Here is a 23,492-nt window from a genome sequence, read left to right as displayed (position 1 = left end):
CATGCAAAGCTTAAAAGCAAGATTCGAGACTTTGGCTCGAATCGTTCCCACAGCAGGTGTCATTTATTGCAACCGGAAGCAAAACCACAAAAAAGAACAGCCTATCCAAAATAGACTGTCCAAGTTTAATATACATTTTAAAACGAGTTACACAAGTCAGATTCCTGCGCCTGCTACACTCTCTATTAGTTAACACCCTTCATAAGTGGCTTGATCTTAGGCACAAGCAATGCCAAAGCAACACCAACAACAAGAGTTACAACACCTGTAACACCGAAGAACATCATTTCGTTACTTGGGTTACCAGGCTCGAACAATTTAACAAGTTGCGCATTGGCAGCTTGTCCAGCTGAATCGGCTAAGAACCACATACTCATCATTTGTGATGAGAAAGCCTTAGGAGCTAGCTTAGTTGTAGCTGACAAACCAACTGGTGAAATCAACATTTCACCAATTTCAATGATTCCCCAACTTAGAACTAGCCATAGTGGACTAACTTTACCATTTGAACTTAGACCTACCAAAGGAATCATAAGAACAAAGTATGAAATGGCAGTTGCCACTAGACCCATCCAGAACTTAGAAGGTGAAGATGGTTGTCTCTTACCTAACTTAAGCCATAACCATGCAAATATTGGTGAATAAATGATGATGAAGAATGGGTTAAGCATCTGGAATTGTGGAGCTGAAATACTGAAGTTAGCAAAGTGCAATTGTGTTTGTTCTGCAGCGAATAATGCTAGAACAACTGATCCTTGTTCTTCAATTGCCCAGAAAATAGCAGCAGCGATGAACAATGGAATATAAGCAACAACACGTGAGCGTTCAACCTTTGTAACCTTTTTACTTGTAAGCATCATTACGAAGTATCCAACAGGCAATGCAATACCAAGAACACTTAGGATAATGATGAAGTTATCAACTGTTAATGCACTGGCGAAGGCCATGATACCAACGATGATGATCAAAGCAACGACACCATAAGCGACACGTTTGTAGAATTTCTTTAATTCTGGACCTGAGATTGGATCTGGAGCTTTCAAACTTGTATCTGGAAGATGCTTGCCATCCCACCAGTAAACAATAAGTCCGATAAACATACCAATGGCAGCTAATGAGAATCCAGCGTGGAAACTAAAGTGATGCCACATTGAGTTAACAGCTTGAGGCGCAATTAGTGAACCCAAGTTGATACCCATAACATAAATACTGAAACCAGAATCACGACGAGGATCGTCGTCTGTGTACAATCCACCAACCATTTCAGAAACGTTTGGCTTCAATAGACCAGTACCGATAGTGATCAATCCGATTGAAAGGAATAATCCAGCTTCCCCCAATGGGAACGACAAGGCGATATGACCAAGCATGATCAAGACACCACCCCAGAATACGGTCTTTCTGGCTCCTAGGATTCTATCACTGATGTATCCACCGATAACACTAGACATATAAACTAATGAACCGTAGATAGACATAACTGATGCGGCCGTGACTTGGTTCATACCAAGTCCACCCTTATCTATTGCATAGTACATATAGAAAAGCAAAATGGCACGCATACCATAGTAACTGAATCTTTCCCAGAATTCAGTTAAGAACAAAGTTCGCAGACCGACGGGTTGTCCGAAGAAACCTCGGTCCTTCTTCTTTTCATCCATTAAAAAATCTCTCCTCACATTACACAACGATAGGTTTATATTAAACTCTCAGACTGGTTCTGTCAAAAGTTTTTTAATATTTGGGTCAAAAATGTTGTTATATCAACAAAAAAAAATAAGAGTCTTTTAATGTGGGCTCTTATTTATAATTATTAAACTAATCGCATAATTCAAGCTTCTCTACTTGTGATGCTTGAATGCCATAGTTGCGGCTACAGCCTCTCTCCAGCCATCATAAAGATTTTTACGGACCTTTTCTTCCATCTTAGGTTCATAAACCGTGCCAGTTTGATGGTTCTTTTTAATATCATCAAGATCTTTCCAATATCCACTACCTAGTCCGGCTAAGAATGCCACTCCCAATGAAGTAGTTTCTAACTCTGAAGAAACCTGCAATGGAATTCCTAATAGATCTGATTGAAATTGCATCAAATAATCATTGGCGGTCGCAGCACCATCGACTTTTAGAACTTCGATCGGTATTTCAGAATCAGAACTCATCGTATCAATAATATCCTTCGTCTGATAAGCAATAGCTTGTAACGTTGCCTTAATGAAATCATTGTCAGTCGTTCCACGTGTGATGCCGAAGACTGTACCATGTGCCTTGTCGTCCCAGTATGGAGCCCCCAAACCAGAAAAGGCCGGCACAACGTAAACTTCATTATGATCTGTGGATCTCTTGGCAGCAGCATCCGTATCTGGTGTGTGCTTGACGATACGCATACCGTCACGTAACCATTGCAATGCGGCTCCAGCCACAAAAATACTACCTTCTAAAGCGTAAGTTATCTCACCATTTATTCCATAAGCAATTGTCGTCAACAAGTTATTGTCCGACAAGGCTGGTGTATGACCAGTGTTCATTACCGCAAAGGCACCAGTACCGTATGTATTCTTAACCATACCGGGTTCAAATGCCATTTGTCCGAACAATGAAGCTTGTTGTGATCCAGTCATCCCCGTGATAGGAACTTCTGATCCATAAAAATGATAGTTCTTAGTTACACCGAATAATTCTGAATTAGATCTAACCTCTGGTAACATCGCCTTAGGAATATTGAACAGCTCTAATAATTCGTCATCCCACTTCAAATCATTAATGTTGAACAACATCGTACGACTGGCATTAGCGTAATCAGTTAAGAAGTTCTCGCCATCAGTCAATTGCCATAGTATCCAAGTATTGATCGTTCCGAATAGCAACTCACCTTTTTCAGCACGTTCCTGAGCACCATCAACATGGTCCAAGATCCAGCGAATCTTAGTTGCTGAGAAATACGGACTAACGATCAAGCCGGTCTTCTTATGAATCTCATCTTCGTAACCATTCTTGATCAAGTCGTTAGCGAGTGCCGAAGTTTGGCGACTTTGCCAGACAATTGCGTTGTGAATTGGCAAACCGGTCTTCTTATCCCAAACAACCGTTGTTTCACGTTGGCTGGCAATACCGATGGAATCAATCTGAGCTGGTTTGATACCTGACTCGATCAAAGTAGTCGCAATCGTCGTTTGAACAGCATTCCAAATCTCATTGGCATCGTGCTCAACCCAACCTGGATTTGGTAAGATTTGACGAATCGGATGACGGGCAGAGGCAATTTTTTTACCACTGTGATCAAAAATAATTGCTCTGGCAGTTGTGGTACCTTCATCGATTGCAAGTATGTATTCTTTTTTAACCATTTTTATCCTCACAGAATCTAATAACACCAAAAAGGTTTAATCACTTACATAATTAAACCTTTGATAGTTATTAATTTATTAATTATCTCTATTTAATAGCTTTATGCTTGAACTGTCTAGTGGCACTGACTGCTTGTTGCCAACCTTCGTATAAGTAATCAGAACGTTTCTTGTCCATTTCTGGTTTGAAAGTAGCTCCAGTAGCATAATCTTTTTTAATTTCATCCAAGTCCTTCCAGTAGCCAACTGCAAGTCCAGCAAGGAATGCAGCTCCCAGAGCTGTTGTTTCCAAGTCCTTAGCGCGTTGAACTGGTGTCTGTAAAATATCAGCTTGAAATTGCATCAAGAATTTATTATTAGCTGCCCCACCATCGACCTTCAATGTAGGAATATCGATACCGGTATCCTTCTTCATTGTATCAATAACATCACGTGATTGATAAGCAAGTGACTGTAATGTTGCCTTGATGAAGTCCTCACGAGTCGTTCCACGAGTTAAGCCAAAGACTGCACCACGGGCATCTGAATCCCAATATGGTGCACCTAAGCCAGTAAAGGCCGGTACAACATAAACCTCATCATCATCGCGTGAACTGATAGCAGCTTCTTCGGATTCTGGAGCTGAGTCAACCAATTTCATTGCATCACGCAACCATTGGATCGCTGATCCAGCAACGAAAATACTACCTTCAAGCGCATAATAAACCTTGCCATTGATTCCATAACCAATAGTCGTCAGCAAATTATTATCTGATAATTGTGGTACCTCACCAGTGTTCATCACAACGAAGGCACCAGTACCGTAAGTATTCTTGACCATACCGGGTTCAAAAGCCATTTGACCGAACAAGGCAGCCTGTTGGTCACCGGCCATACCAGATATAGGAACTTCTGATCCGTAGAAATGATAATCCTTAGTCTTACCATAGACTTCTGAATTAGGGCGAACCTCTGGAAGTATTGCTTCAGGAATATTCATGATCTTCAAAATATCTTGATCCCACTTCAATTCATGAATGTTAAATAACATCGTACGACTGGCGTTTGAGTAGTCAGTCACATGTGTGGCACCACCAGATAACTTCCATAATAACCAGCTGTCAATGGTACCAAATAGAAGCTCACCTTTTTCAGCACGTTCCTGGGCACCTTCAACATGATCCAAGATCCAGCGAATCTTTGTAGCTGAGAAATACGAATCGATCAACAATCCAGTCTTCTCATGGATCATCTTATCGTAGCCATCCTCTTTGAGCTTATTAGCAATATCAGTCGTTTGACGACTTTGCCAAACAATAGCGTTATAAATTGGTAATCCAGTCTTCTTGTCCCAAATCACGGTCGTTTCACGTTGATTAGTGATACCGATACCTTTGATTTGGTTTGGTTTGATTCCAGATTCAATAAAAACATTAGCAATTGTCGATTGAACAGCGTTCCAAATTTCGTTGGCATCGTGTTCTACCCAACCAGGTTCTGGGAAGTGTTGCGTGAACTCACGCTGAGCATCTGCGACCTTACTTCCTTTTTTATCAAAAATAATCGCACGTGTACTCGTAGTCCCTTCATCGATTGCCATAATGTATTCATTTGACATTTCTGCACCTCATCTCTTTATGTAAGCGTTTCATAGTGAAATCTTATAACATTTAGCTAAATATTGAAAATTAAAAGACTTATTTTACAATATTTAGCTATTTCACAAATATATTACTATATTTTTTATTTAAATACTTATTAAATCCCAAATAAATTGCAAATATTAAGACGGATACAATTGAGATTATCCATCCTGCCTTTAATCCTGGAACTTGGTATTTCAATTCTATCTTATGGTATCCCTTATCAAGATCTATCGCCATCAAATCACTGATAACTTTGTGAATCTTAATTTTTTTGCCATTATCATAAGCACTCCAACCATTGTCATAGGGAATACTCAACAATAGTGGCGAACTCTTTTGGACATTGATCGTTCCATTGACAACATCATGATTCAAATCAGAACTTATCTTCATTGAATTATTACGGAACTTACTGATGGTATCTTCATATTCGTCATGGTCTAATGAACGAAAATAACTTGGATTAATTTCCAATGGCTTTTTGGTCAGTATCTTAACCTCGACCGCTTCATTTTTCTTAAAATCACCCAAATCCATAACGGCCGCCTTTTGAACTTGAATCTGTGGAGTGTTGATACGTCTACCATTTACGTAGATTCTTGATGCATGATAATTGAACGGTGAAACATAGAAGTATAACGGTCCGGTTACTTCATTTTTCAGTTGATAAGTGTACATGGTTCTATTTTTGACGCTCTTTTGTGACATCGTTGTGATCGATGCATTCTTCAAATACTGCGTCTCAGTACCATTCAATGATTGCCAAAGTCGATTCTGATTATCAAGTGCCCGACCAGAGATCATCTGGAAGTCATAGACATTCTTATCGACTAAGAAGCCCAATGTTGGTGCATTATAATGCTCATTAACAATATAATGGCTATCCAACTGACTAATATCAAAGTACACGCCTAACAGCGAATTAGTAATATTGGTTCCACCAAAGTAACTGACTCTCCTGACATTAAAACTAAAATACCCCAGATCATTCATCATAGTCATAGTGTTCTGATTCAGCGTTGAACTGTACAGACTCAAACCATTGATATTGAATAATACTGGATCATTATAATTATTATATTGATCGGGAAAAGCTGAATTCAACCCTGACTTTGAAACAATGATTCGATGTCCTGGATGACTGCTGTCTTTGACATCAGTCAAAATATCATTTTCCTTACGATACTGACGACTATAGGTCTTTTGGTTACCCAAATATGCTGTATCGAGAACTGAATTGAAATTTGCGAAGACTTCGAATGAAATTATCAACAAAAGTCCAATTCCAAAGTACTTATTGTGGCTAAACAACACTATTAATAACCCTGAGATGACAATACATACTAAGCTCAACCAAAAATAATAACTATTATAGGCGTTATCAGGTGTTTCATAACCCATTTTTTCAATGAACTTGGGAATCAGCCATTCAGTCGCATAACCAATGACGATCAAGATACCTGCAGTATAAGTAGCCTTGATAATTGCTGCAGTATCTTTGAACACCCCTGCTGAAAAGGCCTTGTGCGCTACAAAAATACAAATGAAAGAAAAAATAAAACTATTTCTGAAGGGAAAACCAGCTGGATTTTGAAACATATGCCAAACTGTATTAAAAGTTGTGACAAACATACTGATAAGTAAGATACCAATCAAAAATAACGAATGATTCTTATCTGACTTAGCGACTCTATTACTGAAGAAGTAACTCAACAATAAGATCAGAACGGTCGAAGTCATAAAAACTGACGGTCCGTGGTGCAACCGTTGAATGAACGTATTACCGCCAATCCCCAATTGCGTAAATGCTTCAAGGCCAAAACGGGCTGAAGGTAAATAATTGAAGCCGTTGAATGAAGTCTTGGCTGTCTTCAACATCCCTGACAAAGTTGGAACCAAGACAACCGCCGAACTGAGACCCGCCAGTAATGAGGTGAACAGATAATTTCTAATCGTCACAAAACGTGTTCTCTGTTCCATTAAATTATTCTCAAGTGCTAAGTAAATGAATAAACAAACTGAAAAAATACAGAGCATATAGCCCAAATAGTAATTAAAAATAATAGATAATAATATCGAAAAATAATATAAAACTAGTTTGTTATCTTGAATAACTCGCATAACGCCCACCGCGACTATCGGTAGCATGATCAGTGCATCGAGCCACATGAGATCATAAAAATACGAAGCCACGAAGCCACAAAAACTATAGGCAATTGTGAAGATATAATTCGAAGGACGCGATTGCTTGAAGTACTGCGTTAAAAAGTATGCCATCGCCACACCCATCGCCGATATTTTCAGCATAATGATGACATCGGCCGCAACCGGAACTGCCTGAGCCTTGAACAAGACTAACAACAGATTAAACGGTGATAATAGATAATAACTTATTATAGGAAAAAAATTATCCCCTAATGACTGGCTGAACAAGTACAAATGTAAGTTGCCATGAACTAATTGTCGACGCAACTCAGTTAAAAAGGCAATGTATTGTGTTCCCAGATCACTAGTCAAAAAGTTATTATTGCCGAACGGAACTAAGCCATTGAACCAAAATATTATTGAAATAATAATTAAATTGATTCCAAAGGCACCCAAATAATATACGATACGATTTTTTTTCATTATGAACTCCCATTAAACTACCCTAAAATCTTACGTAATTCATACCATATATTCAAGTCGATTACACTAAAAAAGGCTTGCGAGAGCAAGCCTAGATCGTATAGTTCATTATATTTATATGATTAACCAAACTAATCTCTTAACATTTTAAACGAAGAAACACTTCTGGAAACCAAAGCATCAAGTCCTCAAATACCCATTCTCCTGATTAACTGCCTTTTGCCCCGCCAAGTTAAGATAATCAAAGGGATTATTAAAGTTTGGCGAAAACAACATGTCCAAGAATGCCAACTGATCGATCGTACCATTATTTTGAATCAAAGCAGAGATAGTATTGGCTGACTGTGAGACATCATGCTTACTCATCAGTTGCGCTCCCAATATCTTACGGTTGTTCTTGTCATAAATCAGCACAACCTTAACTGGGTACGCATCCGGCATGAAGTCAGGACGATATGGTCCCTCATACATAACACTAGCTACATTAAGCAATGCCGTCTTAGCATCTTCAACCGTTAATCCAGTACTTGCGACTGTCTGACCGAACACTTGCATCCCTGTAGTTGATTGAGTCCCGATTGATCTTAAACGACGTTCAAAAACATTGATTCCTGCCAGCATCCCTTGGCGAACAGCATGAGATGCTAATGGTGAATAAGTATTGGAACTTGTCGGATTAAAGTGAACGATTGCCGCATCACCAGCAGCCAAAATATCATGATCCGATGTCTGCATATATTCATCCGTGATGATGGCTCCGTTTTTAGCAGTGTCGACTTGCTCTTGTAACAAGTCCGTCTGAGGAATAATACCAGCACTGATAGCTGCCATATCAACATGATAATTATTAGTATCAGTCGTCACCATCAAGCCACCGTCATCTGCATCGGAGAACGCTTGAACTTGTGTACAAGTTACTACGTGAACTCCATGATCTGTTAATTCTTTTTCCACTGCTTGGGCAATCGATGGTTCCACATATTTGTTCAATAAATAAGCCGCTTGCTGAATAAGCCAAACCTCATGACCAGATTTAGCATATCCTTCAGCAAGCTCAACACCTACGTACCCACCGCCTATAACGGCAATTTTATTTTTGTTTATTGTATGCTCACAAAGATCATGAGCTTGTTCATAAGTTTTACACAGTAAGACCTTCGGATTCTCAATTCCACTGATAGTCGGGATTGCGGTCGTTGATCCAGTTGCTACGATCAACTTGTCATAAGTCGTCTTTTCCATTTTCTTAGTGGTCAAATCTTGGATCAGTAAAGAATGGTCGTGCTTATCGACACGGATGACATCGTGGTTCATCTCCATATCGACTCCTTGTTTGACAAAATCCTCCGGCTCAGCATAAAGAGCATCTGAAAGTGTCCGAACTGTACCCTCGATACGAAGATATGTAGCGCATGACAAATACGAAATACTACTCTGACGTTCATAAACCGTGATTTCGGTTTCAGGATAATATTTTAAAATTTGTTTAATTGCTGCAATACCAGCGTGTGTACAACCAATGACGACCACTTTCATAACATACACCCTTTCTTTTTGTCAACTATTGTCATAGTATAGTATAATGCTCTTTGCATTTATGTATAGTCCAATTTAGGAGGAATTTTTATTGGAACCAATTTATCGCTATTTTGTTCAACCTCAAATCGATACCAAAACAGATTCAATTATCGGATACGAATTATTAATGAAGCAACACACACCTGAAGGCTGGCGCTTGCCCGAGTCATTCTCAGCTATCGACTCACAATTAACAGCTGACTTATTGATTCAAACTACCAAAGTATTATCACTAAAGGTTCGCCGTCTATCAGTCAACATCAGCCGCGAACAACTGATGACAACATCAATCGCTAATGCCATTATCCAAAGTCAAAAACAACTCTACCCAACTAAATTAGTAGTTGAGTTAACCGAAGATGACAGTCCACAATGCTATTCATTTGAACAGATCCTAAGTCAGCTTCAAGGATTCTTGGACAACGGCATTCAAATCTCACTCGATGATGTTGGCACAGGTGTCAATCACTTCACCAATATCCAACAACTATTACCATTCGCATCAGAACTCAAATTTGCTTTGCAAAACTTCACCGACAAATTCGTCGACCCAATGATTCAAAGCAAGATTCATTTCTGGCACGCAATGAGTAAGGAATATGGATTACGATTAGTACTCGAAGGTATCGAAGACAAGGCTGACAGTCAGCTGAGCGAAAAATTAGGGATCCATATCAAACAAGGCTACTACTACAGCAAGCCTAGATTGTTAAAACTACCTGGCGACACTTGCAGTTGCCTAGCTTAATTAAGACAAATTAAAGAGCCACGATAATTTTTACGTTATCGTGGCTCTATTTATATCCAAATTATTCTGAAACTTTACTATTAGCTTTTTCAACTGCAGCGATAGCCAATGCACTTACATAGTTAACTGGCTTGTCGAAGTTTGGTTGGAAGAAGAAATCAACCATTGATAATTCATCGATAGTTACTTTCTTTTGGATGGCTAATGATAGAAGATTAGCTGATTGAGAAACATCATACTTACTTGTCAATGCTCCACCGAGGACCTCACGTGTCTCGGGATCCCATACTAAGTTCATCAATACTGGAGTAGTTGAGAGCATGAATTCAGGACGATAGTTATCTTCAAGTGATACCGATTCGACCTTCTTGCCAAGAACCTCAGCGTGTCCGGCTGTCAAACCACTAGCAGCATATGTTCTGCCGAATAGTTCTACAGCTGATGATGATTGTGTACCAATATATTTAGCAGTGTCTTTTTCAATATTTGCACCGACCAAGATACCTTGACGAACAGCGTTAGTTGCCAAAGGAATATATTGATTATCATTAGTTGGATTGTAGTGAACTGAAGCAGCGTCTCCGGCTGAGAAGACATCTGGCTTACTTGTGTGCATGTATTCATCCACGATCAAAGCACCATTTGGTAATGTTTCGAATTCGTCCTTAAACATATCTGTGTTAGGACGGAATCCAACGCTCATAACTGCAATGTCAGCCTTGTATTCATTCTTATCAGTCTTAACGATGACACCATCAACTGTATCTTCGAATGAAACAACTTTTTCGTTCAAGCCAAGAGTTACACCATTGTCGAGATAGTCTTGTTCAGCAATTTTTGACATATTCTTATCGAAGTTCTTAGCTAGAACATCTGGTAAAGCATCGATCAAGGTTGTCTTCTTGCCAAGAGTTGCATAACCTTCAGCTAATTCAGCACCGATGTATCCAGCACCAATAACGATAGCACTGTTGATGTCTTTAGCATTTTCCTTCAATTCTGTAGCGTTAGCCCAGTTCTTACATAGGAAGACTTTGTCAGAATTGATTCCAGGAATATTAGGAACGATTGGAGCTGAACCTGTTGTAATAACAAGCTTGTCATAGTCTTGCTCAGAAACGTCACCAGTTTCAAGATCTTTGACAGTTAATTTCTTATTATCAAAGTCAATATTAGTTACGTCATGTCTCATCTGCATGTCGGCACCTAACTTGGCCAAATCATCGGGACTTGAGTAGAACATCTTATTAGGATCTGAAACACGATCACTTACCCATAGAGCAATTCCGCATGACAAAAATGACAAATTATCATTACGTTCATAGACTGTAACTTCCCAGTCAGGGTGTGCCTTCAAAATGTTCATTGCTGAAAATGTACCTGCGTGTGTACAACCAATAATACTAACTTTCATAGTATCTACCATCCTTCTATTGTGATAATCTAAACTATTGATATAGACAGAACGTCAAACTGACGGAAGCGCTTACCCAAGATTTATAAAAAAATATGCCTAAATTAATAAAGCACATAAATCCATCTATAACAACGTTTACCTTCCCTCTCACTAACCAAATTCTTATTTAAGGCTGTAAAACAAGAAGTACTTTTATTATCATACAAAAATATAAGTTTGTGACGTTAAAAACAAATAAAAATTTTTGTCTAAATTGAATAGAATTGTTTAAACAAATGTTGTATACTCTTCATTGTGAAAGGGGTACAGATATGATTGCCAATGCAATTCCTTCCTTTTATTAAATAGGTAAAACAAGTTACGGTACACATCCTCATATCGTAACAAGTTCTATTGACTCAACGTAAATGTAAATTGCCCCCCTCAATCAATTTATATTTATCGAGTTAAGTTTCATCAGTTTCCATTTTCCCATTCCGATGATCACTGATTGAATGCTTTCGTTAATTAATAAAATCCCTCTCTATTTTTGACAAATTTGGAAACCTCACAAATCATATCTGTCCACTTACACTACTGGTAACCCGTTACACAGTGTGTGTGACACAAAAATGAGCCCGTCCCCCCAAGAGGCGAGCTTATTTTTTTTTGCGTTTTTTGGAGTATTACGTCTACAGACAAAAGCAATGTGTCTGCTGTGAGGCACGTCCCCAGCCAAAGTGCGGTCTGGGGTCTCGATTTTAAGCTTTGCTCCGCAAATCTAAAAATTGTCCTGTGCTGTATGAACGGCTTTGCCGTTCGACATCACTGCCACTGCTGACTCATTGCATTTGCCCTCCGACTGGATTATATCGGAACAAAAAATAGGAGAGCCGTCCTTAAAATGAAGATGACTCTCCTATTGCGACACAGAGTGCCACCTACTATGCCATTAAATGGTATCACACATAACAGAGTGACATTTTTATTGAAATAATAATATCAAAACTACCTTCCCCTCATTCTTGAGTAACCACGCCTAATGACATACCATGAAGTAGTATGAACAATTAGGAGGTCAATAAAATGTATTTTGCATCAGATAATCGTTACAACAATAATGAGGTTCGTCATGCTGGCGAAACTGGCTTAATGTTGCCACCAATTTCATTAGGTTTATGGCGCCATTTTGGTAGTGCAGATCCATTGAGTGAGCGTCGAGATGTTATTCTACATGCTTTTGACAAAGGAGTCTTTCACTTCGATGTCGCCAATCATTATGGTGACGGACAAACTGGTTTCGGTACTTCCGAGGAACTTCTTGGTCAAATTCTAAAGAATGACTTGCAAGCTTATCGTGATGAATTAGTTATTTCAACTAAAGTTGGTTACGAAATTCACGACGGTCCTTATGGTATCGGGACTTCTCGCAAGTCACTAATTCAAGGTATCAACGATTCACTCCAAAGACTGAATCTTGATTACGTCGATATCTACTATGCTCACCGTTATGATGATAAGACACCAATTGAAGAAACCGTTCGCGCATTGGATGACATTGTTCGTTCAGGTAAAGCCTTGTACGTTGGTGTTTCTAACTATGAGGTTCCTCAAATGAAACAAGCCATCGCCATGTTCAAGAAATTAGGAACTCCATTCGTTCTCGATCAAATGAGTATGAACTTATTAAACAATCACGTTGAAACTAGTGGCTTGAGTCAATTACTCAAGGACAACGGCGCTGGTGTGATTGCTTATGGGCCACTATGTGAAGGATTATTGTCCGACCGTTACCTCGGCGGAATCACTGACAGCTTCAAGATTCACCACACTAACAATGGATTGTTAGATGATGGACCTGATGCTTTGGTAGCCAAGTTGAATATGCTAAATGACATTGCCAAAGACCGCGACCAAACTCTTAGTCAAATGTCACTTGCTTGGTTGTTAAGAGATCCTGTCGTCGCCAGTGTAATTATTGGTACAACTAACAACGATCACTTGGATGAAAATCTAAAGGCTTTGGATAATCTTGATTTTTCAAACGATGAAATCGAACAGATCAATAAACTAATTAAATAGAATATGTAAAGAGAACGCTGATTTTAGCGTTCTTTTTTCGTCTGCGGGTGAAGGCAACGTGTCGCTGTGAGGCACGTCCCCAGCCAAAGTACGGTCTGGGGTCTCAATTTTTAGCTTTGCAATAAATCGCAAATCTAAAAATCGTCCTGTGCTGTATGAACGCTCCGCCGTTCAACACCACTGCCACTGCTGACACATTGTCTTCACCCTCCGACTTATTTCGGATAAAAAATATATCCACCACTATGCAAAATATAGTCACGACAACCAGCCGGAAGTGGAAAAATATTATTCCAGCCGTGAAAGTGGCGGCACGCCACAGGATGAGCTTTAAGATTTACGAAGTAAAGCTTAAATTCGAGGTTCGAGACCTTGGCTCGAACCGGTTCAACGGCAGGAACAATATTTCGGAACTGGAGGCGGCAACAAAAAGGGCAACAAAAAAGAGTACTGATCAAAATCAGTACTCTCTTTTAATATCTGCCATCTGCAGGATTTGAACCTGTGACCGCCGGTTTACGATACCGATGCTCTACCAACTGAGCTAAGATGGCATAAAGCGCCTATAAAAAAATACATCTAATTCTTGCGAACTAGATGTATTATCAAGCGCACCTAGGTTTACCTAAGTATATAACTCCGGATGTCAGACTCGAACTGACGACACCCTGATTAACAGTCAGATGCTCTACCAACTGAGCTAATCCGGAATAATTCAATAGTCGCTTTTCAACAACTATTAAATTTTATCAATCTACTAATAAAACGTCAATATCTATTTGGCATTTTCCTTAGTAATTTTTGTAACTCCACCCATGTATGGTACCAAAACGTCAGGAATTGTAACTGAACCATCTTCATTTTGGTAATTTTCAAGGATTGAAGCAACACATCTACCAACAGCCAAACCTGAACCATTCAATGTGTGAGCTAATTGAGTCTTACCATTTTCGTCACGGAAACGAATTTGGGCACGACGTGCTTGGAAGTCAAGACAGTTAGAACAACTTGAGATTTCACGATACTTGCCTTGTCCTGGTAACCAAGTTTCAAGATCATAAGTCTTAGTTGAACTGAAACTAGCATCCCCACTTGATAACACGATAACGTGATAAGGAATGTTCAACTTCTTCAAGATGTTTTCAGCATCAGCTGTCATCTTCTCTAATTCGTCGAATGATTGATCTGGCTTAGCAATCTTAACCATTTCAACCTTGTTGAATTGGTGCATACGGATCAAGCCACGAGTATCACGGCCGGCACTACCTGCTTCAGAACGGAAACTTGGTGATAGAGCTGTAACCTTCTTAGGAAGTTCAGCACCATCAAGAATCTTACCAGCAAAGTAGTTAGTCAATGGAACTTCAGCTGTAGGGATCAATGTCAATGGGTTCTCGTCAACCATGACAGTATAGACATCTTCAGTAAACTTAGGGAATTGAGATGTACCAAACATTGCTTGGTTGTTGACCAAGTAAGGTGTGATCATTTCTGTATAGCCTTCTTCTTGGTGTTGATCCAACATGAAGTTGTAGACAGCACGTTCAAGTCTGGCACCCATACCAATGTAGTATACAAAACGGCTACCAGAAACTTTAGCAGCTTGATCGAAGTCTAAGATACCAAGAGCTTCACCGATTTCCCAGTGGTGCTTTGGTGTGAAGCTGTATTCAGGAATATCTCCCCACTTACGAATTTCTTTATTATAGCTTTCGTCAGGTCCAACAGGAACTGAATCGTCAGGAATATTAGGTAGACGAACCAAGATATAGTTCATCTTTTCTTCTGTATCTTCAAGCTTAGCATCGATTTCCTTGATATCACTACCAACTTGTTTCATGTCGGCAATTTCTTGATCGGCATTTTCCTTGTTACGTTTCTTAGTAGCAATACCTTGAGAAACCTTGTTTCTCTTTTCTTTCAAAGTTTCAGTTTGAACTAATAGTTCACGGCGATCCTTATCAAGATCCAACAAATGGTCGATTTCTTCAGCAGTAACACCACGTGAAGCTAATTTGTTCTTTGTCCATTCTGGATCTTTTCTGATCATCTTAATGTCTAGCATTAATCTTCCTCCTGTTTTTTAACCAATAAAAAAAGTAGCCACTCATCCGTAAAGGGACGAATCGACTACTTTTCGCGGTACCACCCAGTTTCAATGTATAACAAATACATTGCACTCATAGACTTTATCGGATCAATCCGAACGGCATTGCCCGTTAGCCAGTGTACTGGAATAAGAATCTTAGCAATTCACACCAACCATTGCTTCTCTGGTAGATTCCAAATAGGTACCCTATTAGCTTTGTTATTTATCTATATAGTAATTTAAAATGACGCAAAATTCAAATTAATAATGATAATGTCTCTTAGTATGCTCAACATCGATATCGTCAAGCTTCAAGAACTTCGTGTGGTGACGTAGCTTGTAGTAGATCCAGCATACGAACAAGACGATCAGTCCACTATAACTGATCAAGAGACGCATAACATTGAAGTTGACCAATGAACGGATATCTTGACCAATGATGATAATGATGCCAAGAATGATAGCGAGGATCGGACCAAATGGGAACCACTTAGCCTTGTACTTCAAGTCATCCAAGCTGTAACCCTTATTGATATAGGCTTTTCTGAAACGATAGTGTGAGAACGCAATACCGATCCAGGCGATGAATCCGGTCAATCCACTGGCGGCAACTAATAATTCGTAGAATGAATCACCGTACAAACTAGTGAATAAAGCAGCCCCACCGACTAAGGCAGTAAGTAATAGTGAGAACACTGGAACACCACGGCCGTTAGTTCTCTCGAAGGCCTTAGGTGCCATATCATTCTTACTCATTGACCAGAGCATACGACTGGCAGCGTACAAGCCGGAGTTAGCGGCGGAAATAACTGATGTCAAGATAACGGCATTCATAATTCCAGCAGCTAATGGAATACCAACTTGTTTGAAGACGATGGTAAAGGGACTGATGGCAATATCTCCAGCCTCTGAACCTAGAAGATTAGGACTTGTATAAGGAATAATTGCTCCAATAACAGCAATAGATAAAATATAGAATAGAAGAATTCTCCAGAAAACTTGTTTGATAGCCTTAGGAATACTCTTCTCAGGTGTAGCAGATTCACCAGCAGTGATACCGATCAACTCAGTACCCTGGAACGAGAATCCAGCAACAACGAACACACTCAGTACCGCCGGAATACCCCCAACGAACGGTGCCTTCTTATATGTATAATTGCTCAAGCCAAGTACATGACCATTGCCGCCTAAGATACCCATGATCGTCAAAGCACCAACGATCAAGAAGACGATAACAGCCGTAACCTTGATTGATGACAACCAATACTCTGTCTCACCAAATGAACCAACTGAAACCAAATTAATAATTAATAAAATAATCATGAAAGTCAAACTGATCTTCCACGACGACCAACTTGGGAACCAGTACTTAACAACGATCGAGATGGTTGAAAGGTCAACAGCCAGCGTAATTGCCCAGTTAAACCAATAATTCCACCTAGGGCGAATCCAAAGGCGGGGTCAATAAACTTAGTAGCGTATGTAGCAAACGACCCTGAGACCGGCATATATGTCGCCATCTCCCCTAAACTTGTCATTAAAAAGTAAACCATGATACCAATAGCAACGTACGCTATCAATGCTCCTCCGGGACCGGCAGTTGAAATTGACGAACCACTAGCAACGAAGAGTCCAGTACCGATTGACCCACCAAGAGCAATCATGGACAGATGTCTAGTTTTCAACGACCGATTCACATCAGTATTTTCCATTTTTTTCGTTTCCCCTATCTTGGATCTTTTTACAAAAAAATCCTTATTACCAGAAGAAACTACTGACAATAAGGATTATGTTTTCATCCAAATGATCAATAGCCCAACGCACCAATGTGCGACAGTCCGTTACTTATTAAATAACGGCCCAACTACATTACCAATAGGGGTAAAATAATTTCGGCATTGTCACCTTTTACACTAAATCTCTGTACCCTATCGTACTCAAAAGTGCTAATTATTGACAATGCGCCTCTATCTGATTACAAAATATTATAAATAAATGTTACCATAGTAGCAAGTAGTCACACGAATTAATTAAATTTTTTTAATATGCCAGATTCGGGGGAATTGAACATGTTGGAGCAAGTGTTCCTAGTCAAACAAGATGTTGAAAAATATCGAATGCTCACGGTGATCAAATCATTGCCGCCACAAGAGCTCAATCTTAGTAATATCAGTAATCGGATGCAATTCACGTACCAAAAGACTTACAACATCTTCCAAGCTTTATTAGAAGATATTATGGAAGTTGCTCCTGATATGGACCCAAAGGTCACTAAGATCGAATCGATCGACTTCTCAAAAATCGCGATCGATACTTATCGATTATATTTAGTACAAAACTCAATCTTCTTTCAAGCCTTCAATTACGGACTAACTAACGCTAATCCATCATTCGAAGCTTTCAGTAACGAACATTTTACTAGTAAGTCCACGCTTAATAGAAGAATGTCTGCCTTCAGATCATTCTTGAAGAACTTCGGATTGAAGATCTCCAACTCAACTCTTGAGATCAAAGGCGATGAGAAGAGTATCAGATGGATGGTATACTTTGTCTACTGGTATATATATCATGGTCAAGAATGGCCATTCAAGCTCATTAAGCAAGACGACATAGACGACATTATTGACCGCTCTGGCAAAACGTTCAGTAACCCTATCACTTATATTCAGCTTGAATATTTCCTCGCCATATCGCGTATTAGACTGACTAAACGTAATTATATTAACAACATGAGTAAGTACAACGATGTCTTCGGCAACCAAAAGCTCGGTGAAGACGTCCTTCGTCGTGAAGACTATTCGATCGTACCGATCGATGCCTTAGATAATGAGAACAAATTGCTCAACTTATTCCATAAGATGGTCTTCCAACCTAGTGCCGAGATCTACGCTCAACCAATGAACTTTGATGTCAGAATCAATTCTAAGTTTTATGCGTTGGTTTATCACTTTATAGATTTCTTGAAGGAACACTACCGTGATGACATGACCGTCTATCATAATCAAAAGGTCTTGAAGGATATCATGACCTACGTTTCACGTGATATCATCTTCTATTACATCATGGCCAATGACGGAACTGTTCGGGGTAGCTACTATGATAAGAATCCCGAGGACACCAAGTCATTGTCATCCCTCTACCAAAACATACTAGAATTCTTCACATCAATCGATGAAAAAGAATATCATGGCGTCTACAACGGTGCTGAAGCTATCGCCCATGACTTGTACCAGATTCTTCCTAGTTATATCAATACTATTCAAAAGGAAGATTATATTCACGTCAAAGTCCTCGTTGATCCCGGTAACGCCGCTGAAGAGGTCGTTCTGAGAAATGTCAGAACACTAGAATTCGTGCAAGTAGTTCCTAGTGATCAATATGAAGACGTCGATGTGCTGATATCAACATTGGACATTATGCCACGTGATTATGAATTGGAATTGTACCCTAAGAATATGCAAGTTATTCCTTGGAACATTACTAACACACGTACCGATTATATTTGGTTGTTGGTTCGTTTGAACCAAGTATACGTTGATAAATTAAAAGCACGTGATGCAGATAAAAAGAAAGCAAAAAAATAGAGTTGAATTTTTAAAAATTCAGCTCTTTTTTTGTATCTTAATTCTGTCTTCCTCACGGCTCTTGTAGAAAAAATAATTTTATTGTTCTTTAACATTTGATACATCGGTAGCTTTGATCCATTCGTTCGTTGCTACACGATACATTGTTTGACCGTTGATTGTAGCAGTCTTATCAGTCTTCCAACTGCTCTTAGCAGCTAACTGTCTGTTGGTTACGGCATTGCCGTATTCGTCATAAACAGTTGTGTTGTAATTGTTAGTTTGTACAATCGCATTGACTGGTGTGTACTCAAACGCATCATTGGCACTAACGAATTCATTGCTGGAAATACGATAATACTTAGTACCATTCATGTAAGTATAGACATCCGTTATCCAATCACTATCTGAACGAAGTTGTCTGCTTATCTGCTTTTGATGTGCATTGAATACATCCTTACTTGAGTCATTGTAAGTTTCGACATACTTATTGTTTGGAGTGTAAACATAGACATCATCCATCTTGACCCATTCGTCTGTAGCAACACGATAATATGAAATACCATTCTTTGATAGCTTCTTATCAGCGAACCAACCAGTGTTTGGTTGTAAGGCTCTATTGGTGATCAAGTTGCCATTTGAATCGTATAATCTTGCGGCAGGTTGATCTGCGAAGGTTGCGACATCAATATTTACATCGGTGATTGTTGATGTTGGTGTGGTTGCGCCTCCGTTGCTGGTTGGGTTCTTGGTGTAGGTTACATAACCTGCAACATCCGGATCATTTACTGTGATTCCATCATCATTCACTGTCACAGTAACTTGAGTCTTGTCCGGTGTATAACCTTCTATTGGTGGGACATCCACTTGAATGGTTTTCCCGGGAACTCCTTTTACATCTTTGACAACTTGTGGACCCTGGCTAGTCTTGATTGTCACATCTGCAATGATTGACTCAGGGGCATTTTTTGTATAATTTACAACTCCAGTTGTAGTTATATTACCCTGGCTATCAATCGAAATTGGAATTGTATTGTCGGTTGTTGAATAGCCAGTTTGTGGAGTATATGTTGAAATATCATATGCGTCATCTGTAGAACCATAGCTTCCTGTAACATTTGGAATTGTGATTTGTCCATCAGGAGTTCCATCGTTGTAATGAGTCGTTACGGTTAGGTCTTGTGGTGTTGCCTGCAATCTCTTGTATAAGATTTTGTCATTCGCCGTGATTTTTCCATCTGCATCAACTGAGTAACCTACAGATTTAGTATCCGTAGTATAGTTGGCAGGTATTGGATAACTAGAAATATCTACACTGTTGTCGTTTGATCCATAAACACCTGATACCTCTGGTATTTCTAAGAATCCAGTTTGTTTCTTGTCATCATAGGTTGTCGGTATTTCTAGTTCTCCGGTCGCTGTTTGAATATCTTTTTTATAGAGGATAGAATCAGTGGCGGTAAAATCATTTAATTCCTTCACCGTGCCTGATATTAATGCTGTGTAATTACCATCAGTATTAGCGATTAACTTCTCTGTCCCATTCTTATAAGGTGTGTAACCCTTGACTGCTGGAACTGTTACATTAGTGGTGAATTTATCACCAGGAAATACAGATATATCAGACGAAATAGGCTCACCTTTTTTTCCGTCACTGTATGACGTTGGAACTAACAATGGACCACTTATCGGACGGACATAAGTTTCAGTTACAGCTGGCATTTTTTCATATCGGTTCATTATTCCAAGTCCTGATATTTTATTACTTTCAGTTCCAGCGCCAACTGCTTGCCAATCACCATAATCTAGCCCTGCTTGAAAGTTACTCCCTGTATATTCATTAAATTTGATTTCATACAGATTAGTACCGCTGAACATACCATTAACAAATTGACCTTGACCAGCTAGATTGCGCGTATCAAAACTAGACAGATCTAGACTCTTTAGTGCTGCATCACCATCGAACATTTCGAATGTGCTTCTTACCTTGCTAGTATCGAATTTAGAAGTATCTATATTTTTTAGCTTAGTCATACCTTTAAACATATAGGCCATGGTAATAACATTAGATGTATTAAACTTATCAGGGTCAATTATCAATTCTTCCAAAGAAGAATCTCCCGAAAACATATATGACATATCAGTAACATTACCTGTATTAAAAGATGATAGATTTAATTTCTGCAAATGAGTCATACCATTAAACATATTAGCCATCTGATTATCTTTACTAGTATCAAACGATGAAACATCTAAACTTTTTAAAGATGTCATACCATTAAACATAGACTGCGTATTCGTGACATTACTTGTATCCCATTTGGAAAGATCAAGCGTCGTCAATTTTTTATCGTTAATGAACATTGAATACATCCTTGCGGCATTACTAGTATCCAAATTTTCTATCCCATCAATTGACGTTACACTTATCAAGTTGCTAAATAGATCACTAGAAGCAACATTCGCTACAACACCCTTGTCAATTTTGACAGAAGTTATCTCATTACGATGCTGACTTTGATACCAATATGTATCTCTAGGTGTTCCCAATTCACCTGCACCTATATGCAAAGTTTTATTACCATCGATATACCATTTTGAAGTACCAAACTGACCACCATCATCAAGATTATTAGTAGTGGTTGCTGGTTCAGAATCAGCCGCTGGTTGAGGTGTTACTTGAGCACTGGCAGCAACTGGTATGGCAACAGCTTTAGATTCTTCCGTCACATTGTTATCAGAGTCTGCGGGGTTCTGTCCATTCGGATCAACCCCATCTTGAACATTTTCTAGTTCAGTAGCTGTGTAGTTAATTGATTCATTGGTAGTAATAGTTCCATTAGCATTTACATTGGCGACTACCGTACTTTTATCAACTCTGTATCCTGCCTTCGCTGGTACGTTAACAGTTAAAGTTTGTCCCACATTGCCAGTAACATTGTTTACTGTGACATCTCCCATGTTAGAAGATATTGTTACATTGGCTGTAACTGACTGCACCTGTTTACTATCATCATTAGGATTGCTTGTGGTAGTTAAATCCGAACTAGTTGTATCTGACGTGCCAACTGCATCAGCATGCACATCCAATCCTGTTACCGCACCGCCTAATAACAATCCGACAAAAGATAACGTTGAAACTACCACCCATTTTTTGCCAGATTTAATTAACTTCTTTTTAACAACCGCATTCTGGTCATGTTTCAATTGCATAAATCTCATAAAAAATCCCCCTCTAGTCTATGCAAAAACACATTATAAAAATATTTATTATACGACCTCATTATGGTCTTTTTTAATATTTTTAAAAGTACAGATGACAAAAAAATAAACCTCTCGGTTTATTTTTTGCTATCTACGACTTCTAGTCTTCTTACCATGTGATCCAGTCTTCTTATTACGTTGTGAATAATACAAGAACATCCAGAGAGCAACAAGGATTAGAGCAACGATACCAATGATAATGATTATCCATTGGTTACTCTTTCTACCTGACTTCTGTTCTTCTTGTTCAGCAATATAATCAACATCACTCTTACTTACAGAAATAGTTCTAGTAAAGGTCTTCTCATAACCAGCCTTACTCTTAACAGTTATAGTGGCCTTGTATTTACCAGCACTTAAGTTCTTAACTGGAATAAAATAACTAAACTGTGAGTTTGGAGCAATTTGTAAGTTTTTAGCACTGTAATTCGTATTATCACTATTATGAGAAATTTTAGCCTTTAATGTAACTTCGTTAATATTAATTGGTGCGGTATTGTCCAATGTATATGCAATACCAGAATTTCCAGCCACTGACTTAGGCTTGGCATTTGTTAGATGCATATCTGGGACTACTCCATCATCTTTAGAACGGAGTACTACTCCTTTAACATACCTAACTTGATTCTTGATATTAATATTCTTGGATTTTGTAGGGCTAACATTAGCAGTTGTTGTTACACCACCAAGAATAATACCTGTGTATTCATTTGCTGGTGACTTAACTTTGAATCCAACCGTCTTAGCTTGTCCAACCTTTAAGTTAACTGTTGTCTTACGTTTACCGTCAACCAAAGAACTCAATGAAGGATTTTGATTTTTGTACAACTGAACATTGTACTTATCATAACCAATAACACCTGAGTCAGCTGTATAAGCATCATTAACTTCAGCCTTAACCTTGATAGGTTTACTACCAGTGTTTATGATCATAACTTTCAAGTCTTGCTCTTTGTTGGGTTCAACTTTCAAATCAAAATATGATTCATTATGATCTATCTGGTTATCCGGTAAAACTGCTTGAACAGAATAAGATTTATCTGCGGCAGCATTTGCTTTAATTGGATATGCAAGGCTTACAAAAAATAACAATATAGTAAATATAAATATAATTTTCTTTTCATATTAACTCCTATTCTGATGCCAAATTCCCCAAAAGATTAATACGATTA

At 38.8% G+C, this 23,492-nt stretch carries 12 protein-coding genes, 2 tRNA genes, 1 pseudogene and 1 riboswitch; of the genes and pseudogenes, 3 read left to right on the top strand and 12 right to left on the bottom strand.

The window, feature by feature from the left end; all coding sequences use genetic code 11:
* Window positions 1-185 precede the first annotated feature (185 nt).
* From JCM14932_RS00075 to JCM14932_RS00055, 5 genes are all read right to left on the bottom strand, one after another.
* Entirely contained in the window at window positions 186-1,661 is a 1,476-nt protein-coding gene (locus JCM14932_RS00075; protein WP_025023056.1) for a peptide MFS transporter, read from the bottom strand.
* Window positions 1,662-1,841: 180 nt separating this feature from the next.
* Window positions 1,842-3,347, bottom strand: a complete 1,506-nt coding sequence (gene glpK / locus JCM14932_RS00070; protein WP_025023055.1) for a glycerol kinase GlpK — start codon at window positions 3,345-3,347, stop codon at window positions 1,842-1,844.
* 88 nt (window positions 3,348-3,435) lie between these two features.
* On the bottom strand, window positions 3,436-4,944 hold the full coding sequence (gene glpK, locus JCM14932_RS00065; protein ID WP_025023054.1) for a glycerol kinase GlpK: 1,509 nt from the start codon (window positions 4,942-4,944) through the stop codon (window positions 3,436-3,438).
* A 97-nt stretch (window positions 4,945-5,041) separates the two neighbouring features.
* The gene (locus JCM14932_RS00060) at window positions 5,042-7,600 is read right to left on the bottom strand and encodes a YfhO family protein (protein WP_025023053.1); all 2,559 of its coding nucleotides are present in this window, start codon (window positions 7,598-7,600) and stop codon (window positions 5,042-5,044) included.
* Window positions 7,601-7,780: 180 nt separating this feature from the next.
* Window positions 7,781-9,136, bottom strand: a complete 1,356-nt coding sequence (locus tag JCM14932_RS00055; protein ID WP_025023052.1) for an FAD-dependent oxidoreductase — start codon at window positions 9,134-9,136, stop codon at window positions 7,781-7,783.
* Between the two features lie 91 nt (window positions 9,137-9,227).
* On the opposite strand from JCM14932_RS00055, the gene JCM14932_RS00050 reads away from it, so the two are divergent.
* Window positions 9,228-9,926: an EAL domain-containing protein gene (locus JCM14932_RS00050; protein ID WP_025023051.1), complete on the top strand. Its 699-nt coding sequence runs from the start codon at window positions 9,228-9,230 to the stop codon at window positions 9,924-9,926.
* A gap of 61 nt (window positions 9,927-9,987) precedes the next feature.
* Here the strand turns inward: JCM14932_RS00050 and JCM14932_RS00045 are convergent, their stop codons facing one another.
* Window positions 9,988-11,340 carry an FAD-dependent oxidoreductase gene (locus JCM14932_RS00045; RefSeq protein WP_025023050.1) on the bottom strand — a complete coding sequence of 451 codons (1,353 nt, stop codon included), beginning with the start codon at window positions 11,338-11,340 and terminating at the stop codon, window positions 9,988-9,990.
* Window positions 11,341-12,408: 1,068 nt separating this feature from the next.
* On the opposite strand from JCM14932_RS00045, the gene JCM14932_RS00040 reads away from it, so the two are divergent.
* Window positions 12,409-13,404 carry an aldo/keto reductase gene (locus tag JCM14932_RS00040; RefSeq protein ID WP_025023049.1) on the top strand — a complete coding sequence of 332 codons (996 nt, stop codon included), beginning with the start codon at window positions 12,409-12,411 and terminating at the stop codon, window positions 13,402-13,404.
* A gap of 481 nt (window positions 13,405-13,885) precedes the next feature.
* On the opposite strand, the gene JCM14932_RS00035 is transcribed toward JCM14932_RS00040, so the two are convergent.
* The 4 genes and pseudogenes from JCM14932_RS00035 to JCM14932_RS13945 form a co-directional block, all read right to left on the bottom strand.
* Window positions 13,886-13,958 (bottom strand) — tRNA-Thr (locus tag JCM14932_RS00035).
* Window positions 13,959-14,041: 83 nt separating this feature from the next.
* Window positions 14,042-14,114: transfer RNA gene (locus JCM14932_RS00030), tRNA-Asn, on the bottom strand.
* 65 nt (window positions 14,115-14,179) lie between these two features.
* Window positions 14,180-15,469 (bottom strand): serine--tRNA ligase, encoded by a 1,290-nt coding sequence (gene serS, locus JCM14932_RS00025; protein ID WP_025023048.1) that lies wholly within the window; start codon window positions 15,467-15,469, stop codon window positions 14,180-14,182.
* Window positions 15,470-15,754: 285 nt separating this feature from the next.
* A pseudogene (locus tag JCM14932_RS13945) lies at window positions 15,755-17,205 on the bottom strand (amino acid permease).
* Window positions 17,206-17,296: 91 nt separating this feature from the next.
* Window positions 17,297-17,471: riboswitch (Lysine riboswitch) on the bottom strand.
* Window positions 17,472-17,562: 91 nt separating this feature from the next.
* On the opposite strand from JCM14932_RS13945, the gene JCM14932_RS00015 reads away from it, so the two are divergent.
* A complete protein-coding gene (locus tag JCM14932_RS00015; RefSeq protein WP_025023047.1) occupies window positions 17,563-19,077 on the top strand; it encodes a helix-turn-helix domain-containing protein in 1,515 nt (504 codons plus the stop codon).
* Between the two features lie 78 nt (window positions 19,078-19,155).
* Here JCM14932_RS00015 and JCM14932_RS15795 read toward each other — a convergent pair whose 3' ends face one another.
* A complete protein-coding gene (locus tag JCM14932_RS15795) occupies window positions 19,156-22,278 on the bottom strand; it encodes a BspA family leucine-rich repeat surface protein (protein ID WP_025023046.1) in 3,123 nt (1,040 codons plus the stop codon).
* Between the two features lie 129 nt (window positions 22,279-22,407).
* Window positions 22,408-23,412, bottom strand: coding sequence for a DUF916 domain-containing protein (locus tag JCM14932_RS00005; RefSeq protein WP_025023045.1), 1,005 nt, complete (start codon window positions 23,410-23,412; stop codon window positions 22,408-22,410).
* Window positions 23,413-23,492: the final 80 nt, after the last annotated feature.

It is taken from the genome of Companilactobacillus nodensis DSM 19682 = JCM 14932 = NBRC 107160, assembly GCF_000615905.1.
In the GTDB taxonomy this organism is placed as follows: Bacteria; Bacillota; Bacilli; order Lactobacillales; family Lactobacillaceae; genus Companilactobacillus; species Companilactobacillus nodensis.
This window is presented reverse-complemented; position numbering and strand designations above follow the sequence as displayed.